Source organism: Empedobacter sp. GD03739, assembly GCF_029843245.1.
GTDB lineage: Bacteria > Bacteroidota > Bacteroidia > Flavobacteriales > Weeksellaceae > Empedobacter > Empedobacter falsenii_B.
In genome coordinates this window covers 13,772-30,876 of sequence record NZ_JAOCHX010000002.1, presented here as the reverse complement: position 1 = coordinate 30,876, position 17,105 = coordinate 13,772, and the positions used below count along the sequence as shown (strand labels likewise).

The window sequence follows — 17,105 nt, the reverse complement described above, 5'->3', positions numbered from 1 at the left end:
ACCTTTTTCGTTATAATAATATAATTGTTAGATACATTTCTATATGTCAACAAAAAATAAAACAAGTCAATTCTCAAAAATCCGTATCGGGTTAGCTTCTCCAGAATCGATTCTTCAAGAATCTAAAGGTGAAGTTTTAAAACCTGAAACGATTAACTATAGAACGCACAAACCAGAGCGTGACGGGTTATTCTGTGAGCGTATCTTTGGACCTGTAAAAGATTACGAATGTGCCTGCGGAAAATATAAAAGAATCCGTTATAAAGGTATCGTTTGTGACCGTTGTGGGGTTGAAGTTACTGAAAAGAAAGTTCGTCGTGAGCGTATTGGACACATCAATCTTGTTGTGCCAATTGCACATATTTGGTATTTCCGTTCATTACCAAACAAAATTGGTTACATCTTAGGATTACCATCTAAGAAATTAGACATGGTAATTTACTATGAAAGATATGTAGTGATTCAACCAGGTATCGCAAAAGGACCAGAAGGTGAAGAATTAAATAGATTAGATTTCTTATCAGAAGAAGAGTATTTAGATATCTTAGAAACTCTTCCAATCGAGAATCAATATCTAGAAGATACAGATCCTAATAAATTCGTTGCGAAAATGGGTGCTGAAGCATTAGAAGACCTATTATCTCGTATCAATTTAGATGAGTTATCTTACGAATTAAGACACAAAGCACACAACGAAACTTCTAAACAACGTCGTACAGAAGCGTTAAAACGTTTACAAGTTGTTGAGTCGTTACGTGAGTCAAATATGCACCACGTAAACCGTCCAGAATGGATGGTAATGCGCGTTATTCCGGTTATTCCACCAGAATTACGTCCGTTAGTTCCATTAGATGGTGGTCGTTTTGCAACATCAGATTTAAATGATTTATATCGTCGTGTAATTATCCGTAACAATCGTTTGAAACGATTAATGGAAATCAAAGCGCCAGAAGTAATCTTACGTAATGAAAAACGTATGTTACAAGAAGCGGTTGATTCATTATTTGATAACACGCGTAAAGCATCTGCTGTAAAAGCTGATGGTAACCGTCCGTTAAAATCATTATCTGATTCATTAAAAGGTAAACAAGGTCGTTTCCGTCAAAACTTATTAGGTAAACGTGTAGATTATTCTGCTCGTTCTGTAATTGTTGTTGGACCAACACTTAAATTACACGAATGTGGTTTACCAAAAGATATGGCAGCTGAATTATACAAACCATTCGTAGTTCGTAAATTAATCGAGCGTGGAATTGTAAAAACAGTTAAATCGGCTAAGAAAATTATCGATAGAAAAGAGCCAGTTGTTTGGGATATTTTAGAAAATGTAATCAAAGGTCATCCAGTTTTATTAAACCGTGCCCCTACGTTACACCGTTTAGGTATCCAAGCATTCCAACCGAAATTAATCGAAGGTAAAGCAATTCGTTTACACCCATTAGTGTGTACTGCCTTCAATGCCGATTTCGATGGTGACCAGATGGCTGTTCACTTACCATTAGGACCAGAAGCTGTTTTAGAAGCACAATTATTAATGTTGGCTTCTCAAAATATTTTGAATCCTGCAAATGGATCTCCAATTACTGTACCTTCTCAGGATATGGTTTTAGGTCTTTACTACATGACGAAAATTCGTCGTACAGACCACCAATTTACAGTAAAAGGTGAAGGATTAACTTTCTATTCAGATGAAGAAGTTCAAATTGCATACAACGAAGGAGCTGTTGACTTAAACGCGCCAATTCGTGTAAAAGGAACAATTCGTGTAGGAGAGGAGTTAGTAGAAAATCAATTAATCGAAACTTCAGTAGGACGTGTGTTATTTAACCAAATCGTTCCGAAACAAGTAGGTTATATTAATGAAGTATTAACGAAAAAATCGTTACGTACAATTATTAATAAAATCATCAAGATTACAGATTTCCCTACAACGGCTGCTTTCTTGGATGATATGAAACAATTAGGATACCGTAATGCCTTCGAGGGTGGTTTATCATTCTCATTAGGAGATATCTTAATCCCAGAACAAAAGAAAGACCTTATCTCAGGTGCGATCAACCAAGTTGAGAACATTAAGATGAACTATAATATGGGTCTTATTACAAATAACGAACGTTACAACCAAGTTATTGATGTTTGGACAACAACAAACGCAACTTTAACTGAAATTGTAATGAAACGTATGACAGAAGATCAACAAGGATTTAACTCTGTATTCATGATGCTTGATTCTGGAGCGCGTGGATCTAAAGAGCAAATTCGTCAGTTATCAGGTATGCGTGGATTGATGGCTAAACCTCAAAAAGCTGGTTCTACTGGTGGGGATATCATCGAAAACCCAATTATCTCTAACTTCCGTGAAGGTCTGTCTATCTTAGAGTACTTTATTTCTTCGCACGGTGCGCGTAAAGGTCTTGCCGATACTGCCTTAAAAACTGCCGATGCTGGATACTTGACTCGTCGTTTAGTTGACGTTGCACAAGACGTTATCGTAATGCACGAAGATTGTGGTACATTAAGAGGTTTAGAAGTATCTGCACTTAAGAAAAAAGAGGAAATCATCGAAAGTTTATCTTCTCGTGTATTAGGTCGTACTTCATTAAATGATATTTACAACCCAGATAATGGTGAATTAATCATTTCTGCTGGTAACATTATTACAGAAGATATTGGTGATGCTTTAGAAGCAGCTGGTATTGAAAATGTAGAAGTTCGTTCTCCATTAACATGTGAAGCGAAAACTGGAATTTGTGCTAAATGTTACGGACGTAACTTAGCTACAGGTAAAGGTGTTCAGAAAGGTGAATCAGTTGGTGTAGTTGCTGCACAATCTATTGGTGAGCCTGGTACACAGTTAACATTACGTACTTTCCATGTTGGGGGTACTGCGGGTAACGTTTCTGAGCAAAATACAATTAATGCTAAAGTTGATGGTACAGTTGAGTTTGATGACTTACGTACTGTTGAATCGACAGATGATGCAGGTAACAAAGTAGATACAGTTGTTTCTCGTTCTACAGAGATGAAAGTAATTGACGATTTAGGAAACGTTCGTCAACAAACTAACATCGCTTATGGTACTATCTTATCTGTTAAAAACGGAGCTAAAGTTCAAAAAGGTCAAGAGATTGCAAGTTGGGACCCTTATAACGGGGTAATCATCGCGGAATCTACTGGTAAAATCGAGTACGAACAATTAGAGCAAGGGGTAACTTTCCAAATTGAAATCGATGAGCAAACAGGATTCCAAGAAAAAGTTATTTCTGAATCACGTAATAAAAAATTAGTTCCAGCGTTAAGAGTTATCACGATTGATGGTGAAGAAAAAACATACAACTTACCAGTAGGTGCACACTTAATGGTAAATGATGGAGAAAAAATTAATGCAGGTAAAATCTTAGTTAAGATTCCTCGTAAGTCAGCTAAATCTGGCGATATTACAGGAGGTTTACCTCGTATTACAGAGTTGTTAGAGGCTCGTAATCCATCTAATCCATCAGTTGTTTGTGAAATGGATGGAGTTGTATCTTTCGGTAAAATAAAACGTGGTAACCGCGAAATCATCGTTGAATCTAAAAATGGTGAAATCCGTCGTTACTTAGTTAAATTATCAGCACAAATCTTAGTTCAAGAAAATGACTTCGTACGTGCAGGTGAGCCTTTATCAGATGGAGCAATTACACCAGAAGATATTTTAAGAATCTTAGGGCCAACAGCGGTTCAAGAATACTTAGTAAACGAGATTCAAGATGTATACCGTTTACAAGGGGTAAAAATTGATGACAAACACTTCGAAATTATCGTACGTCAAATGTTACGTAAAGTTCGTATTGTAGACTCAGGAGATTCAAGATTCTTAGAAGATAGTTTAGAGCACAAAGACGATTTCATGCAAGAAAACGATCGTTTATTTGGAATGAAAGTCGTAGAAGATGCTGGTGATTCTGACACATTAAGTCCAGGACAAATCATCACAGTTCGCGAATTACGTGACGAAAACTCTAAATTAAAACGTGAAGACAAAAACTTAGTGACAGCTCGTGAGGCTTTACCTGCAACAGCAGAAGCCGTTTTACAAGGTATTACAAGAGCATCTTTACAAACTAAATCTTTCATGTCTGCGGCATCGTTCCAGGAAACTACAAAAGTTCTTAACGAAGCAGCTGTAGCTGGTAAAGTAGACGGTTTAGTAGGATTAAAAGAAAACGTTATTGTTGGACACTTAATTCCTGCCGGAACTGGATTAAAAGAGTATCAAAACATCATCGTAGGATCTAACCGTGAATACGAGGAATTAATAAACGCAAAACAAGAATTATAATGTCAGAAAATCAACAAAACGAAGGATTAAACATTGAGTTAAACGAATTAGTAGCTCAAGGTGTTTATGCTACAGGAGCAATCATCAACCACTCACCATCTGAGTTCGTTGTAGATTTCGTTCAATTTTTACCAGGTGCTAGACCATCAGTAAAATCAAGAATTATTTTGTCTCCATTACAAGCAAAACAATTATCTCAATCGTTAGCAGAAAACGTAACTAACTTTGAGAAAAGCTTTGGTGAAATCAAAGAACCTCAAGTAAACAACGGTACTGCAACTTACGAAGCTTAAGAATCATTCTTAATATTTCAAAAAGTCCCTCAATCTTAGATTGGGGGATTTTTTTATGTAATCAAAACTATCAAATCATTAAAAATAATCTTATAAAAGTTAGATCAATTATTAAATTGATAATTATTTATGATATTAATGCGAATAATTTAAAAATAAAAAGCATTAATCTTTTTAACAGTATTTTTTTGAATCGAAAAAATGTTTAGATTTGTATTTAGCAAATAACACAAGAATGTCTGACTATAAATTAATTCTACCTTCTATGGGAGAAGGTGTAATGGAAGCTACTGTAACAAATTGGATCAAGAATATTGGTGATTCGATTAGTGAAGATGAATCGGTTGTAGAAATCGCAACTGATAAAGTAGATTCTGATGTTCCTTCGCCAGTGGCGGGAGTTTTAAAAGAAATCTTAGTTCCGGTAGATGGAATTGCAAAAGTAGGTGAGCCTATCGCAATTTTGTCTGTTGATGGAGTTGTAGAACAAGCTGATTCGGCAGAAGAAGTAGATACAAATAGCGATCAGGAAATTGCTGATGCTGCAAAATCTATAGAGGCTGAAGTTGCAACAATCAAAACTGAAACGGTTATTACTTCGTCTGATGATAAATTTTATTCTCCTTTAGTAAAATCTATTGCGAAAGAAGAAGGTGTTTCTCAGGCTGAGTTAGATCAAATTTCAGGTTCTGGAAAAGACGGACGTGTAACGAAAGATGATATTTTGGATTTCGTTAAAAATAGAGGAAATCAACCAGCGAAAACAGTTGTTACGACTTCTGTTGCTGCACCAGTTGCTCAACCTCAAGCACCGCAAGTGCAATCTGCGCCAATTTCTGTTGGTGAAGGAGATGAAATTATCGAAATGGATAGAATGCGTAAAATTATTGCGCAAAATATGCTACAAGCAAAACAAATTGCTCCTCACGTAACGTCTTTCGTAGAAGTTGATATGACGAATATTGTGTTGTGGAGAGATAAAAATAAAAATGAGTTTCAGAAGAAACATGGTGAGAAAATTACGTTTATGCCAATTTTTATCGAAGCTGTAGCAAAAGCAATTCAAGATTTCCCAATGATTAATGTTTCGGTTGATGGAGATAAAATCATCAAAAAGAAAAATATCAATATTGGAATGGCAGCAGCCTTACCAAGTGGAAATTTAATTGTACCTGTTATAAAAAATGCAGATCAATTTAATTTAGCGGGGTTAGCTTCTCAAGTAAATGATTTAGCAAATCGTTCTCGTAACAATAAGTTGAAACCAGCAGAAATTCAAGGAGGAACGTATACAATTACAAATATTGGTTCTTTCGGAAATACATTAGGAACGCCAATTATTCCTCAACCACAAGTCGCTATTTTGGCTGTTGGTGCAATTGTGAAAAAACCTGCGGTTATCGAAACTCCACAAGGAGATATGATTGCAATTCGTCACAAAATGTACTTATCTCATGCTTACGATCACCGTGTTGTGGATGGCGCTTTAGGAGGTATGTTTGTAAAACGTGTTGCCGAATATCTTGAGGCTTTCGATATGAATACGCCTGTGTAAGAGTAAAATAATACTAGATATAAAAAATCCAACTAATTTTAGTTGGATTTTTTTCGTTTAAATTTATAAGTAAGCATTACACCGCCTTTGTAAAGCAGCCACTCCCCACTTTTATTAAATGATTGCGCAGAATCATATCGTCCGAAATTAGGAGAATCTTCTTTATAATATCCTTTGTAATTTCCTTGAGAGTGTCCTCCACCAACAAAAACATCTAATCCCCAATTTTCGTTAATTTTTACTTGATAACCTATTGTAGCTCCTGTTAAGATTGCTACTCCACGTTGATATTTATCAGTGTTCCAATAATTCCATTTTTGAATATCAAAGAAACCAACTCCAATGTTTGGACCTATATAAAATTTACTAAAAGATTTATCAAAGTAATATCTACCTTCACCAAAAACCATATACATTTGTAAATGATTACCTGCAAATGATTTCCATGGAGAGATAAAACCGTCAGCTTGTAAAGTTATCCTATCTGTGATTGCATGTTCAACACCAAGATTTACCATTGCAAGTGGCATTGTTAACGCATTAACTTTTATTTGTGTTTCTCTTTTTTGAGCAAAGATTGTGGCGGGAAATAACAACCAAATTAATTTATTCATTCGTAATTTTTATCAGTTTACTAGGCTAAGGTAAAAAAAGCAGTTTATTTATATGTTAATTCAAGCTTTTTTATAACTTTACTTAACATTTAAGTACATTATGGCACCAATCATATCAATCCTAATAATATTTTTGATTTTCGGAATTTTTGTTTCGATATTCTTTGTTATTGCGGTATCTGATGCGAAAGTCAGAGAGAAAAATGAACAACATACGCTGAAAAGTTTACCAGATCAGGTAGACCTAAAAGCTGTTGTGCGTTACAATATTGGTCGTCCGCAAGGAAGATTTCTTAAAATGAAATCTTTTCAAGGAAGTGGTGTGTTGTATGCGCAAGGAGAACAATTAATCTTCAAAGATATTTTGGGTAATGAAGATCATATTTTTGATCTAAAAACATGTAAATTATCTTGGGTTGAGAACAAGATAAATGGGATTACAAATGCTTTTAAAGTTGCCGATCACGAAGCGATTATCTTCTTTTATACTGATAAAGGAGTCTTTATTTTTAATGCGATTGAAGAAAATGCCTCGACTTCAGATTTATATATTCGTTTGAAAGAATTGCGTAAAAGCATTAGAACTAAAAAAGCTGAGTCGGCAAGTGAATAGTTAATCCTGCTCGGAAACCGCTCATATCTTTAAAATCTTTATTTTCTCTAAACTCGAAAGAATAACCAGCATTTAACTCTACAATGCTCAAAACTGCGATACCAGCTTTTGGAGTAATTGTCCACGGAGAAACTTCAGTACGGATAACATAAAAAGCGGAGTTAAAGTTAGAGCTATATGGATCACCAGTATTGTTGCGAAAATTGAACATATATCCAGCTCCAACTTCTGGAATTACACGAAATTTGTCTTTCATATAACCCAAATTAGCATTGGCGCTAAACGTCAAAATATTGTTATTATCTTGTACTAAGAACAAATCTGTTCCAACTTTTCCGTAATTTCCGTTCCAATATTCATAACCAAGATTAATTGTAAAATAATCGGTTAAATTTTGTTGTGCTTTCGCTTGAAAACTAATGATAAAAACAAAGATTGCGATGAACTTTTTCATGTGATAAAATTAATGAATTATTTAGCTTTCTCCCAAAAAATAAATTTTCATCATCATTAATGATTTTTTATTTCAAATTGAAAGGTATATTTACTCCAATTGAAAATTGAAAACCTTTGATAGGTTTAAAACTATCTTTTTCATTAATCTTAAAACCATATCCAAAACCAAAATCTACAAAAGAAGCTAATGAAATACCAGCTTTTGGAGTAATTGTATAAGGTGTAAATTCACTTTCTACAAATGGAAAAATATACATCAACTGGCTCGCGGCAACATATCCTGTAATGCCAACTTCAGGAATTACGTGAAAATTATCTCGCATATATCCCATATTAGCATTTGCGTATAATTTAAAATCAACCATATTATCACCTAAGCCGAAAAGAAAAAATAAACCTGCTTTACCAAAGTTTCCAGATTGATTAGAGTTGCTTAAGGTTGGTCCCCATAGAACTTCTTTTGGATAAGAAAAAGAACTAAACAAAAGAAAGAGTGAAAGAATAATTATTTTTAATAAACATGGGATAGTTTTTCGTTAAACAATTTTAATGTAAAGATAAATAGCTACAACTTATCTTGTTGTAGCTATTTATAATGATTTATTAAAATTTAAAATCGACTCAAAATTTTAATCCATCGTGAATCCTTTTGTATAGATTCGTCCGTAATAATCTGCAAATTTAATTGACACGCGACCTTTATAATTTTTTAAGATTTTTTCGATATCGTCTTGTGAACTTACATTTTTATCATTGATTGATAAGATGATAAATTCTTCTTGAACACCTGCTGCCGCTAATTTTCCTGCATTATCTAGATGTTTTACCATGACACCATAATTAATTCCGAAACTATCTTTTTGACGTTCTGTTAATGGCTCAAATTCTGCACCAAGAACTTCAGTTGGCGTTAAGTCAGATTTGCTTCTCACTTTAGTGCTTCCTTTAGCATCTTTCAATGTGATGTTGTATGTTTTCTCAGAGTTTCCACGTCTTACAGTAAGTGCAACATTGTCACCAGGACGTTTGCTACCTACGATGAATGATAACGACGAGAAAGATGTAATTGGTTTTCCATCTACAGCTGTAATGATGTCTCCTTCTTCGATTCCAGAATCAATTGCAGATCCTTTAGCAACCAATTCAGTTACCATTACTCCATTATCGGTTTTAATGTTCTTTTTGAACTGTTTGTTATATTGTTTTACAGCATCTTCATTCGATAAATCAAAACCTTTGATACCTAAATATCCACGTTGTACAATTCCGTACGATTTAATATCCTCAACAACTTTTTTTACCAAGTTTGCAGGAACAGCAAATCCGTAACCAGAATAAGCTCCTGTTGGCGAAGAAATAGCTGTATTGATACCAATTAAATCTCCGTTTGCATTCACCAAAGCACCACCAGAGTTTCCTGGATTAATCGCTGCATCGGTTTGAATAAACGACTCGATTGGTGATTCAGAATTTTTACCTAAAATATTAATGCTACGACCTTTTGCCGAAACAATACCTGCTGTAACAGTAGATGTCAATCCAAATGGATTACCAACTGCTAACACCCAATCTCCAACATTAATCGCATCAGAATCGACAAATTTTGTGAATGGTAAACCTTTTTCGCTAATTTTCAATAAGGCAATATCTGTACTTGGATCAGTACCAACTAATTCGGCAATATAACTTTTTTGATTATTCAAAGTCACTTCAATTTTAGAAGCACCTTGTATCACGTGATTATTTGTAACAATGTAACCATCTTGTGAAATAATTACACCAGAACCCATTCCAGATGGTTGATCTTGATCTGGTTGCTGTTGTCTTCCTCTTTGTTGTTGTTCTGGTTGCCCGAAAAAGAAATCAAAAGGATCAAAGAATTGCTGTTGTTGTTGCTGTCTTTGATTCGAATAATTTTTGATACTCACAACTGTATGTACAGCTTTATTAGATGCTTGCACAAAGTTTGGCGCATCGTAATTGTAATTTCCTTTATAATCTACAAATTCAAAGTCTCCATTTTTCTGATTACTTGCATTTGTAATAAATGGATTACTTCCATTTTCGTTCATCAAATAAAAACCTCCCATAGTTGTCATAGAGCTCACTAATCCAACTAATAAGTATCCTGTATATTTTTTCATCTTTAATTATATAAGTTTTTAATGTTTTTAGATTAAATCAAATTTAAGACCAAAATTTTAACATTTCAAACCGTTTAACGCATGTTAACACTATATTATAAATCTTTTATAACATTAGTTAAGAGTGACAAAAATGTCTTTACTTTGTTTAAAATTTAAGAAGTTGAAATTAAAATTTTATAAATACCAAGGAGCTGGGAATGATTTTGTCATGATTGATGATCGAGAAAAAACGTTTCCAATCTCTACAGAATTGATTAATAGGCTATGTGATCGTAATTTTGGGATAGGAGCTGATGGTTTGATTTTGTTACAAAATGATGAAAATTCAGACTTCAGAATGGTGTATTTCAATTCGGATGGAAACGAAAGTACAATGTGCGGAAACGGAGGACGTTGTATTATTCGATTTGCAAATGATTTGGATGTGGCTAATGACAAAATGACATTTAATGCGATTGATGGTTTGCATCATGGTATCGTAGATCAAGAAGTTATTCGTTTACAGATGATTGATGTAAATGAAGTAGAAGATCACGACAAATATTTATTTATGAACACAGGTTCGCCGCATCACGTAGAATTTGTGGAAAATGTAAAAGATGTTAATGTTTATAAAAAAGGAAAAGCGATTCGCAATGGAGCGCCCTATTTTGAGAAAGGTTCTAATGTAAATTTTGTTGAAGTAATGCCAGATAAAAGTCTTACGATACGTACATATGAACGTGGAGTTGAGGACGAAACCTTGGCTTGCGGAACAGGAATTACAGCTGCTGCGATTTCTGCTTATGTTAAAAATTTGGTAGACAAAAAAGATATCAAAGTAAAAGCAATGGGAGCAGATTTATCTGTAAATTTTGAAGAAAATAATCATAACTTTGTCAATGTTTGGTTAAATGGACCAGCAGTAAAAGTTTTTGAAGGTGAAATTGAAATTTAATTCAATCCAATGAAAAAATTAAATTTAGTATTAATATTAATCTGTTCATTCGCATTTGTAGGATGTACATTTATAGACGGTTTCAAAGGAAATGCAACCAAAGATGGTTATATCTATATCTCTCGTGGAGCTAAATTTGAGCAAGTTTTAGATTCTTTAAAACCATTTTTGAAGGATGAAAAATTGTTCAAACAATATGCAGAAGATGCAGATTATCCAGCAACGATAAAATCTGGAAAATATAAAATCTCAAGCTCAGATTCTAACCGCGATATTATTGATCGTTTGCAAGGAGGAGAGCAAGAAGAAGTGAAGCTTCGTATCAAAAATGAACCGACAATTTATCATTTAGCAGGATCAGTTTCCAAGCAAATTGATATGGATTCTATCGAAGTTTTGACAGCTATTCGCGATTTTGTGAAAGAAAAAAACGATACAACGTTAAACGACGAAACAGTTAAACAATATTTTATTCCAGAAACGTATTTCGTGTATTGGGGATTAACACCAGAAAAGTTTGTGGACAAAATGGTGGCGCAACACGACAAAGTGTGGAATGCAGATCGTTTGGCAAAAGCAAAAGCGCTCAACATGACACCTTTACAAGTGACAACTTTGGCGTCTATTGTTCAGTTGGAATCGTCTGATAATATGGATGAACAACAAAAAGTTGCACGTGCATATATGAATCGTTTGGCGAAAGATATGCGTTTAGAGGCCGATCCAACTTCTATTTATGCGTACAAAATGGAAAATGGTTGGGATCAAAAAGTGCAACGTGTGTACAAAAAATGGACGTGGTCTTCGAATGCGTACAACACATATCGTAACAAAGGTTTACCACCAGCGCCAATTTGTTTACCAAATTTAGGAGCAATTGATGCGGTTTTATCACCAGCAAATCACGATTTTATTTTCTTTGTTGCAGATCCTAAAAAACCAGGTTACCACATTTATACCAATGATTATCAGGAACATTTGAAAAATGCTGAGAATTATAGAAATTGGTTAAAAGAGAATAATATCAAATAGTTGTATCTTTAGCTAAACCAATTTTAGCTATGTTACAATCAAATTATACAAAAAGAGAATTCCTAAAACTACTTGGTACAGGTAGTTTAGGGATTTTTTTTATGTCTTTTTATTCGTTTGATGATTTTTTGGATGATGATTTAATAATCTTGACAAAAGATGATGAAAAGTATAATCAATACAGAAAATCATTCAACAAAAGAATTGAGAAGTTTCCGAAAATTATAGCAGTTTGTAAATCCGAAACTGGAATAAAAAAAGCAATTGTATTAGCAAACGAGAAGAAACTAAAAATTGCCATTCGAAGTGGAGGACATAGTTTTGAAGGTTTTTCGAATGTTGATAACGGATTGTTGATTCATCTTGGACTGATGAACAAAATTACGTGGTTGCAAGAGAATAAAGTAAAATTACAACCAGCTTGTTTGTTGCAAGAAATTTATGCGAATTTTTTACCTAAGAAAAGAATTATTCCAGCTGGATCATGTGGAACTGTGGCTATTGGTGGTTTGACTTTGGGCGGTGGTTATGGTTTTTTTAGTCGGAAGTATGGTTTGACCTGTGATAATCTGCTTCGTGTAAAAATGATCGATTACAAAGGAAATACAATCGACTCTGATAAAGATCCCGATTTACTTTGGGCGTGTAAAGGCGGCGGAAATGGAAATTTTGGCGTTGTAACGGAATTACATTTCAAAACTTATCCAGTCCCACAATCTTTCAGCGGATATCGTATGAAGTTTACAAATCTAACATCAGATAAATTTGTCAAATTAATTCGACTTTGGTTCCAAGCAACGGAAAAATTACCTAAAGAAGCTTTTTCTGCTTTTGTGTTGAATGGAAAGTTTTTGACCATTTTATTTACCAATTTTGCAGTAAATCAAACAGATTTTGAGAAAATATTTTCGAGTTTAATTCCATTATCGAATGATTATAAACCGATGAAAAATAGAAATCTGGCTGCTGCGCTCAAAAATTATTATGGCGTAACAGAGCCGATTTATTTCAAAAATTCTTCTGCTGGTTTGTACACAGGAATTGAAGATATTGAGAAAGGTTTGGAAGATATTTTTGCAAAAGTTGTCGCTTCTAAAGGAATGATTTATCAGATAAATACTTTGGGTGGAAAAATCAATGAAGTCAAAGCTTCAGATTCTGCTTATCCACATCGCGATATTAATTATTTGAGCGAGTTACAAGCGTATTGGGATTTGCCTTCGCAAGAAGAAAAGTTGACAAAATCATTTGAAGAAATACAACAATTATTAAGAAATATTGGGAATATAAAACAATACCGAAATTACCCGGATATTAATTTTCCTGATGCAAATAATGCTTATTTCGGAAATAATTTGGCTCGATTGCAGCAATTAAAAAAGAAATATGATCCAAATAATTTGTTTGATTATCCACAAGTGATTAAATAGTAAAAGCCCTTCTATAGAAGGGCTTTTACTATTTAATTCATTTATTTTAGAACTTATATCGTAAACTCACGATAAAATATCTTCCCAAAACATTTTTAGTTGTAGTCGATATGTAGTTATCATTAAATCCATTCGAAACAATTACGTTGTTTCCTAATAGATTTCCTCCTGTAAGAGTTAAATAAGTTTTCTTCGCAATGTTATATCGTGCAGAAGCATTCCACTCTTTTGCTGTGTTTATTTCTACTCCATCACGGTATTGTAAACGATAAGAGAAATCGGTCTGAACTAATAATTTACTTGTAGCGGACCAAGCAGCTTCCCCATATGGACGCCAGTTCGTAAATTTCTGTTCAGATAATGATTGATATTTACTTAGGTTTAAATTAACCCCAGCCTTTAATTCAAATTTCTTTTTGAATGTAAATGAGTTCTCTAAATTATATGTTTGATTAAAACTTTTATTGTTAACATCCTTCAAATCATCATTTTTAACAACTCCATTTTCATATTCAATATTTCGTGTAATGGTATAATAATTAGAAGTAGAAATATTACCTGTTAATCGTGCATTGTACCATTTAGCAAAACGCTTCCCAATCATGAAATATCCTGAATAAGTTTCTTGGTTATTACCAGAATTAATTAAGGTATTGAATTGATAGTTATTTACAATTGTATCGTTTCCAGAGATGATAAAATCACGGTTTAAAACAGATTGCGTTTGTATACTTTTTTCTTGTAATGTATAACTCAAATTCGCAAAAATATTAAAGAATGTGAATGAGTTAAAATGACTAAAATTAAGACTTGCTGTATGTGTCAAAGCTTGTCTTAAATTTCTATTTCCGTAGAAAATAGATTGGTAACTTTGAATGGTGTACGAATCATTAAAATCTTTTGTGTACGGATAGCTATAGCTTTGTGAATAACTTGCGCGAACACTTGTTGCATTGTTGAACTTGTATTGCAAATTCAGGTGAGGTAAAAATTTCGTTTCCGAACGATTTAATTTTTCACCATCTTGGTATTTCGATTTCTCATTAAAGAACGAAACTCCAGCTCCCGCATCTACTTGAAAGTTTCCTAGTTTCTTTGTCAAAGTTACATCAGCAAAGGTCTCGTTGTAATCTAAATCTGTATTAGTGATTAATGAATTATCATTCATTAATTTCTGAAAATCATAGATTTTATTTTCAAAATCTTGCGTACTAAAATTTGTTCCAACCTTAATTTTAAGGTTAGATGTATTTGTCAACAAGTGATTGTAGATTCCGTATAATTGAACAGTGTTCAAAACAAAATTTTGATCTTGATTGATATTATATTGATTATTTACTTGAGATAAATTCTTGAACAAATTAAAAGACGAGAACGGATTTGCTGTTGATAAAACATTGTAATCTGGCGTATCTTTTTGATATTGATGACGGAAATATAAACCAACATTATCATCGCGTCCAACTTTACGGATGTAAGATAAAGTTTGTGATAAAGAGTAATTCTTTTGTTCAGAATTTACATTTCTAAAGCTATTTTTTTGATCGTTATAATAGCTATCAACCAATTGCTCGTTTTCGCTATCCAAATAATTAAAGTTTAAGCGATATTTAATTTGTCCTTTATCATTCGGATTATAATCTAAACGCAAACGCGACATTCCCATCAAAATATTGCTCTTATTTTGTTCCTGATCGACGGTTGTATAAGGCGTTTCGATGTTATTATAATAACGTTCTGATTTAGAATTGTAACGAATATTATTGGTATTAAGTAAACCAAAACCAGAGATTTTTAATTTCTTATTTGGTTCAACACCAAAATGCACAGCACCATTATAGGTATTCATACTCGGCGCATCATTTTTTGTCATCAAGTTTAGATTGTTCGAATTTCCTCTTAATGAATAAATACTTCCTTCAGAATTAAATTCAGAATATCCACCAAAGAAGCTCATATAATCATCTTGATCAAAAACTTGTTTCCCGAATGTATTAAAATCATTGATTAAAGTTCCGTCCGTTTTTTCTGAGAAATAGAAAATTTTAGCTTGCGCATCTGTATGTTTGTCCGCATCTCCACCTAACGTCACATTACCAAAAGCAAGACGCTTCATATCATCTTTTAGTTCGATGTTTAACGAGAATTGTTCGTCATCTTCTTGTAAGGAAGAAGCAAAAGGATTTGATTTGAACTTCGTGTTTAATTGAATTTTAGAAACCGCATCCGAAGGTAAATTTTTGTTCAATAATTTTTCGTTACCACCCAAAACTTCACGTCCACCAACTGTTACTTGCGACATAGGTTTACCTTTGTACATTACCTTTCCATTTTGAACTTCAATTCCAGGTAATTTTTTAAGGATATCTTCTAATGTTTCCTCATTTCCAACTTTGAAAGAATCTGCATCAAACTCAATTGTATCACCTTTTACTTTGATTGCTTGTTGAGCTTTTACAATTGTTTCTTTTAAGGAAATTTCTTTTCCTTGTTTAAGCTTTATTTTTTTGTTGACATTTTCAGTCAAATCAACATTCTCAACATATGTTTCGTAACCAGCTTGCTCAATTTCGATGTCATATTTTTGTCCACAAGGCAATTTGAATTCAAATTCACCCATATTGCTTGTAAAAACAAAACCTTTGCCTTCGTTTTTACTATCAAAAATAGAGACAGAAGCGTCTGTAACAGGAATTCCAGCATCATTTGCAACAGATCCTTTTAATTTACATTCTTGCGCAAACGAGATTTGAGCTGCAGAAGTAAATAAAATTAGATAGAGTAATTTCTTCATATGTATTTTTTAGTTGATGACTCAAAATAGAGTTTTTTGTAAAACACATCTGTTTATGTGTTAGAAACAGATGTGTTTTATATTTTGTTTAATGAATTATTGGGTATCTACACCGCTATTCATCATTTCTTTCATCTTTTTTTGCATATCTTCTACAATTTTCATGAATTGATTATGCGTTACAGTTTCACCTTTTGTAGGAATGCTAACTTTTAATTCTTTATCCGAAAGTTTTAATTCTTTTAAAGTGAAAATCATTGTTGTTCCTTGGTAATCAAATTGAGCTTTTACAATTAAACCAGGTAAGCCAGCTAAAGAAGTTGGTCCATCTTTTATTGGAATTTCTGGAGCAAACCAAGCCGTTACAGGAATAGAATCCATCATAACACCTTCTGCTTTTGTTGCTTTATATCCAGCAATATCAGTTTTCTCACGAGAAATTTTCCATTTGTAATCAGGAATTTGGTCTTTAATCAAATATTGTTTTGCCCCCATATCAACTTCTTTGTAATACAAATTTGGAGTTACTGTAAAGTCTTTATAAGTTGGTTTATTATCGAATGATGCCATTTGTTGAGCAATCATTCCTCCTTGAGATTGAGCATTTCCTACTTTTTGTTCTAATACAAAAGTTGATTGTTTTGAATTACTTTTTAAGAAATAGTTCATGAAAACACCAGCATCAATTTCAGCTTTCAACATTGGACCAACTTGTGAGCGATATTGTTGAGGAACTTGTGCCATTGTTTTGTCATAATCCAATTTCATTTCGCAAACATAAGTTGCATCGATATTTTGTGTTTTATTGTCTTGTGCGATAGAAACTGTAGTTGTGATAATTCCTAAGGCAAATGTTAAGATTGCTTTCTTCATAATTGTTGTATTTGTCTAATTAGTCTGCTTTTGTAGATTA

Annotated in this window: 13 protein-coding genes; 7 read left to right on the top strand and 6 right to left on the bottom strand. The window is 33.3% G+C overall.

Annotation, left to right across the window (positions count from 1 at the left end; all coding sequences use genetic code 11):
* Positions 1 to 43 precede the first annotated feature (43 nt).
* The 3 genes from rpoC (at position 44) to N5E64_RS00995 (ending at position 6,169) form a co-directional block, all read left to right on the top strand.
* Positions 44 to 4,321 carry a DNA-directed RNA polymerase subunit beta' gene (gene rpoC / locus N5E64_RS01005; RefSeq protein WP_125349433.1) on the top strand — a complete coding sequence of 1,426 codons (4,278 nt, stop codon included), beginning with the start codon at positions 44 to 46 and terminating at the stop codon, positions 4,319 to 4,321.
* A complete protein-coding gene (locus N5E64_RS01000) occupies positions 4,321 to 4,614 on the top strand; it encodes a DUF3467 domain-containing protein (protein WP_038331074.1) in 294 nt (97 codons plus the stop codon). Before rpoC ends, N5E64_RS01000 begins: the two co-directional genes overlap by 1 nt.
* Before the next feature lie 235 nt (positions 4,615 to 4,849).
* Entirely contained in the window at positions 4,850 to 6,169 is a 1,320-nt protein-coding gene (locus tag N5E64_RS00995; protein WP_280035301.1) for a dihydrolipoamide acetyltransferase family protein, read from the top strand.
* A 38-nt stretch (positions 6,170 to 6,207) separates the two neighbouring features.
* Here N5E64_RS00995 and N5E64_RS00990 read toward each other — a convergent pair whose 3' ends face one another.
* Complete coding sequence (locus tag N5E64_RS00990; RefSeq protein ID WP_114998862.1) at positions 6,208 to 6,783, bottom strand: DUF3575 domain-containing protein; 576 nt, start codon at positions 6,781 to 6,783, stop codon at positions 6,208 to 6,210.
* A gap of 100 nt (positions 6,784 to 6,883) precedes the next feature.
* Here N5E64_RS00990 and N5E64_RS00985 point away from each other — a divergent pair, with 100 nt between their 5' ends.
* Positions 6,884 to 7,396: a hypothetical protein gene (locus tag N5E64_RS00985; protein ID WP_219033758.1), complete on the top strand. Its 513-nt coding sequence runs from the start codon at positions 6,884 to 6,886 to the stop codon at positions 7,394 to 7,396.
* Here N5E64_RS00985 and N5E64_RS00980 read toward each other — a convergent pair.
* From N5E64_RS00980 to N5E64_RS00970, 3 genes are all read right to left on the bottom strand, one after another.
* A complete protein-coding gene (locus N5E64_RS00980) occupies positions 7,368 to 7,850 on the bottom strand; it encodes a hypothetical protein (RefSeq protein ID WP_219033757.1) in 483 nt (160 codons plus the stop codon). The two genes, N5E64_RS00985 and N5E64_RS00980, sit on opposite strands and share 29 nt — an antisense overlap.
* 67 nt (positions 7,851 to 7,917) lie before the next feature.
* Positions 7,918 to 8,337 (bottom strand): hypothetical protein, encoded by a 420-nt coding sequence (locus N5E64_RS00975; RefSeq protein ID WP_219033756.1) that lies wholly within the window; start codon positions 8,335 to 8,337, stop codon positions 7,918 to 7,920.
* A 144-nt stretch (positions 8,338 to 8,481) separates the two neighbouring features.
* A complete protein-coding gene (locus N5E64_RS00970) occupies positions 8,482 to 9,996 on the bottom strand; it encodes a Do family serine endopeptidase (protein ID WP_125349428.1) in 1,515 nt (504 codons plus the stop codon).
* Between the two features lie 163 nt (positions 9,997 to 10,159).
* Between N5E64_RS00970 and dapF the strand changes: the two genes are divergently transcribed.
* The 3 genes from dapF to N5E64_RS00955 are packed head-to-tail and all read left to right on the top strand — an operon-like array spanning position 10,160 to position 13,398.
* Positions 10,160 to 10,936, top strand: coding sequence for a diaminopimelate epimerase (gene dapF, locus N5E64_RS00965; protein WP_280035299.1), 777 nt, complete (start codon positions 10,160 to 10,162; stop codon positions 10,934 to 10,936).
* 9 nt (positions 10,937 to 10,945) lie between these two features.
* Positions 10,946 to 11,968, top strand: coding sequence for an endolytic transglycosylase MltG (mltG, locus tag N5E64_RS00960; protein WP_114998867.1), 1,023 nt, complete (start codon positions 10,946 to 10,948; stop codon positions 11,966 to 11,968).
* 29 nt (positions 11,969 to 11,997) lie between these two features.
* Positions 11,998 to 13,398, top strand: coding sequence for an FAD-binding oxidoreductase (locus N5E64_RS00955; protein WP_280035295.1), 1,401 nt, complete (start codon positions 11,998 to 12,000; stop codon positions 13,396 to 13,398).
* 46 nt (positions 13,399 to 13,444) lie between these two features.
* Here N5E64_RS00955 and N5E64_RS00950 read toward each other — a convergent pair whose 3' ends face one another.
* Together N5E64_RS00950 and N5E64_RS00945 are read right to left on the bottom strand one after the other, a co-directional pair.
* Entirely contained in the window at positions 13,445 to 16,192 is a 2,748-nt protein-coding gene (locus N5E64_RS00950; RefSeq protein WP_114998873.1) for a TonB-dependent receptor, read from the bottom strand.
* 96 nt (positions 16,193 to 16,288) lie between these two features.
* On the bottom strand, positions 16,289 to 17,065 hold the full coding sequence (locus N5E64_RS00945) for a GLPGLI family protein (protein ID WP_280035293.1): 777 nt from the start codon (positions 17,063 to 17,065) through the stop codon (positions 16,289 to 16,291).
* Positions 17,066 to 17,105 lie beyond the last annotated feature (40 nt).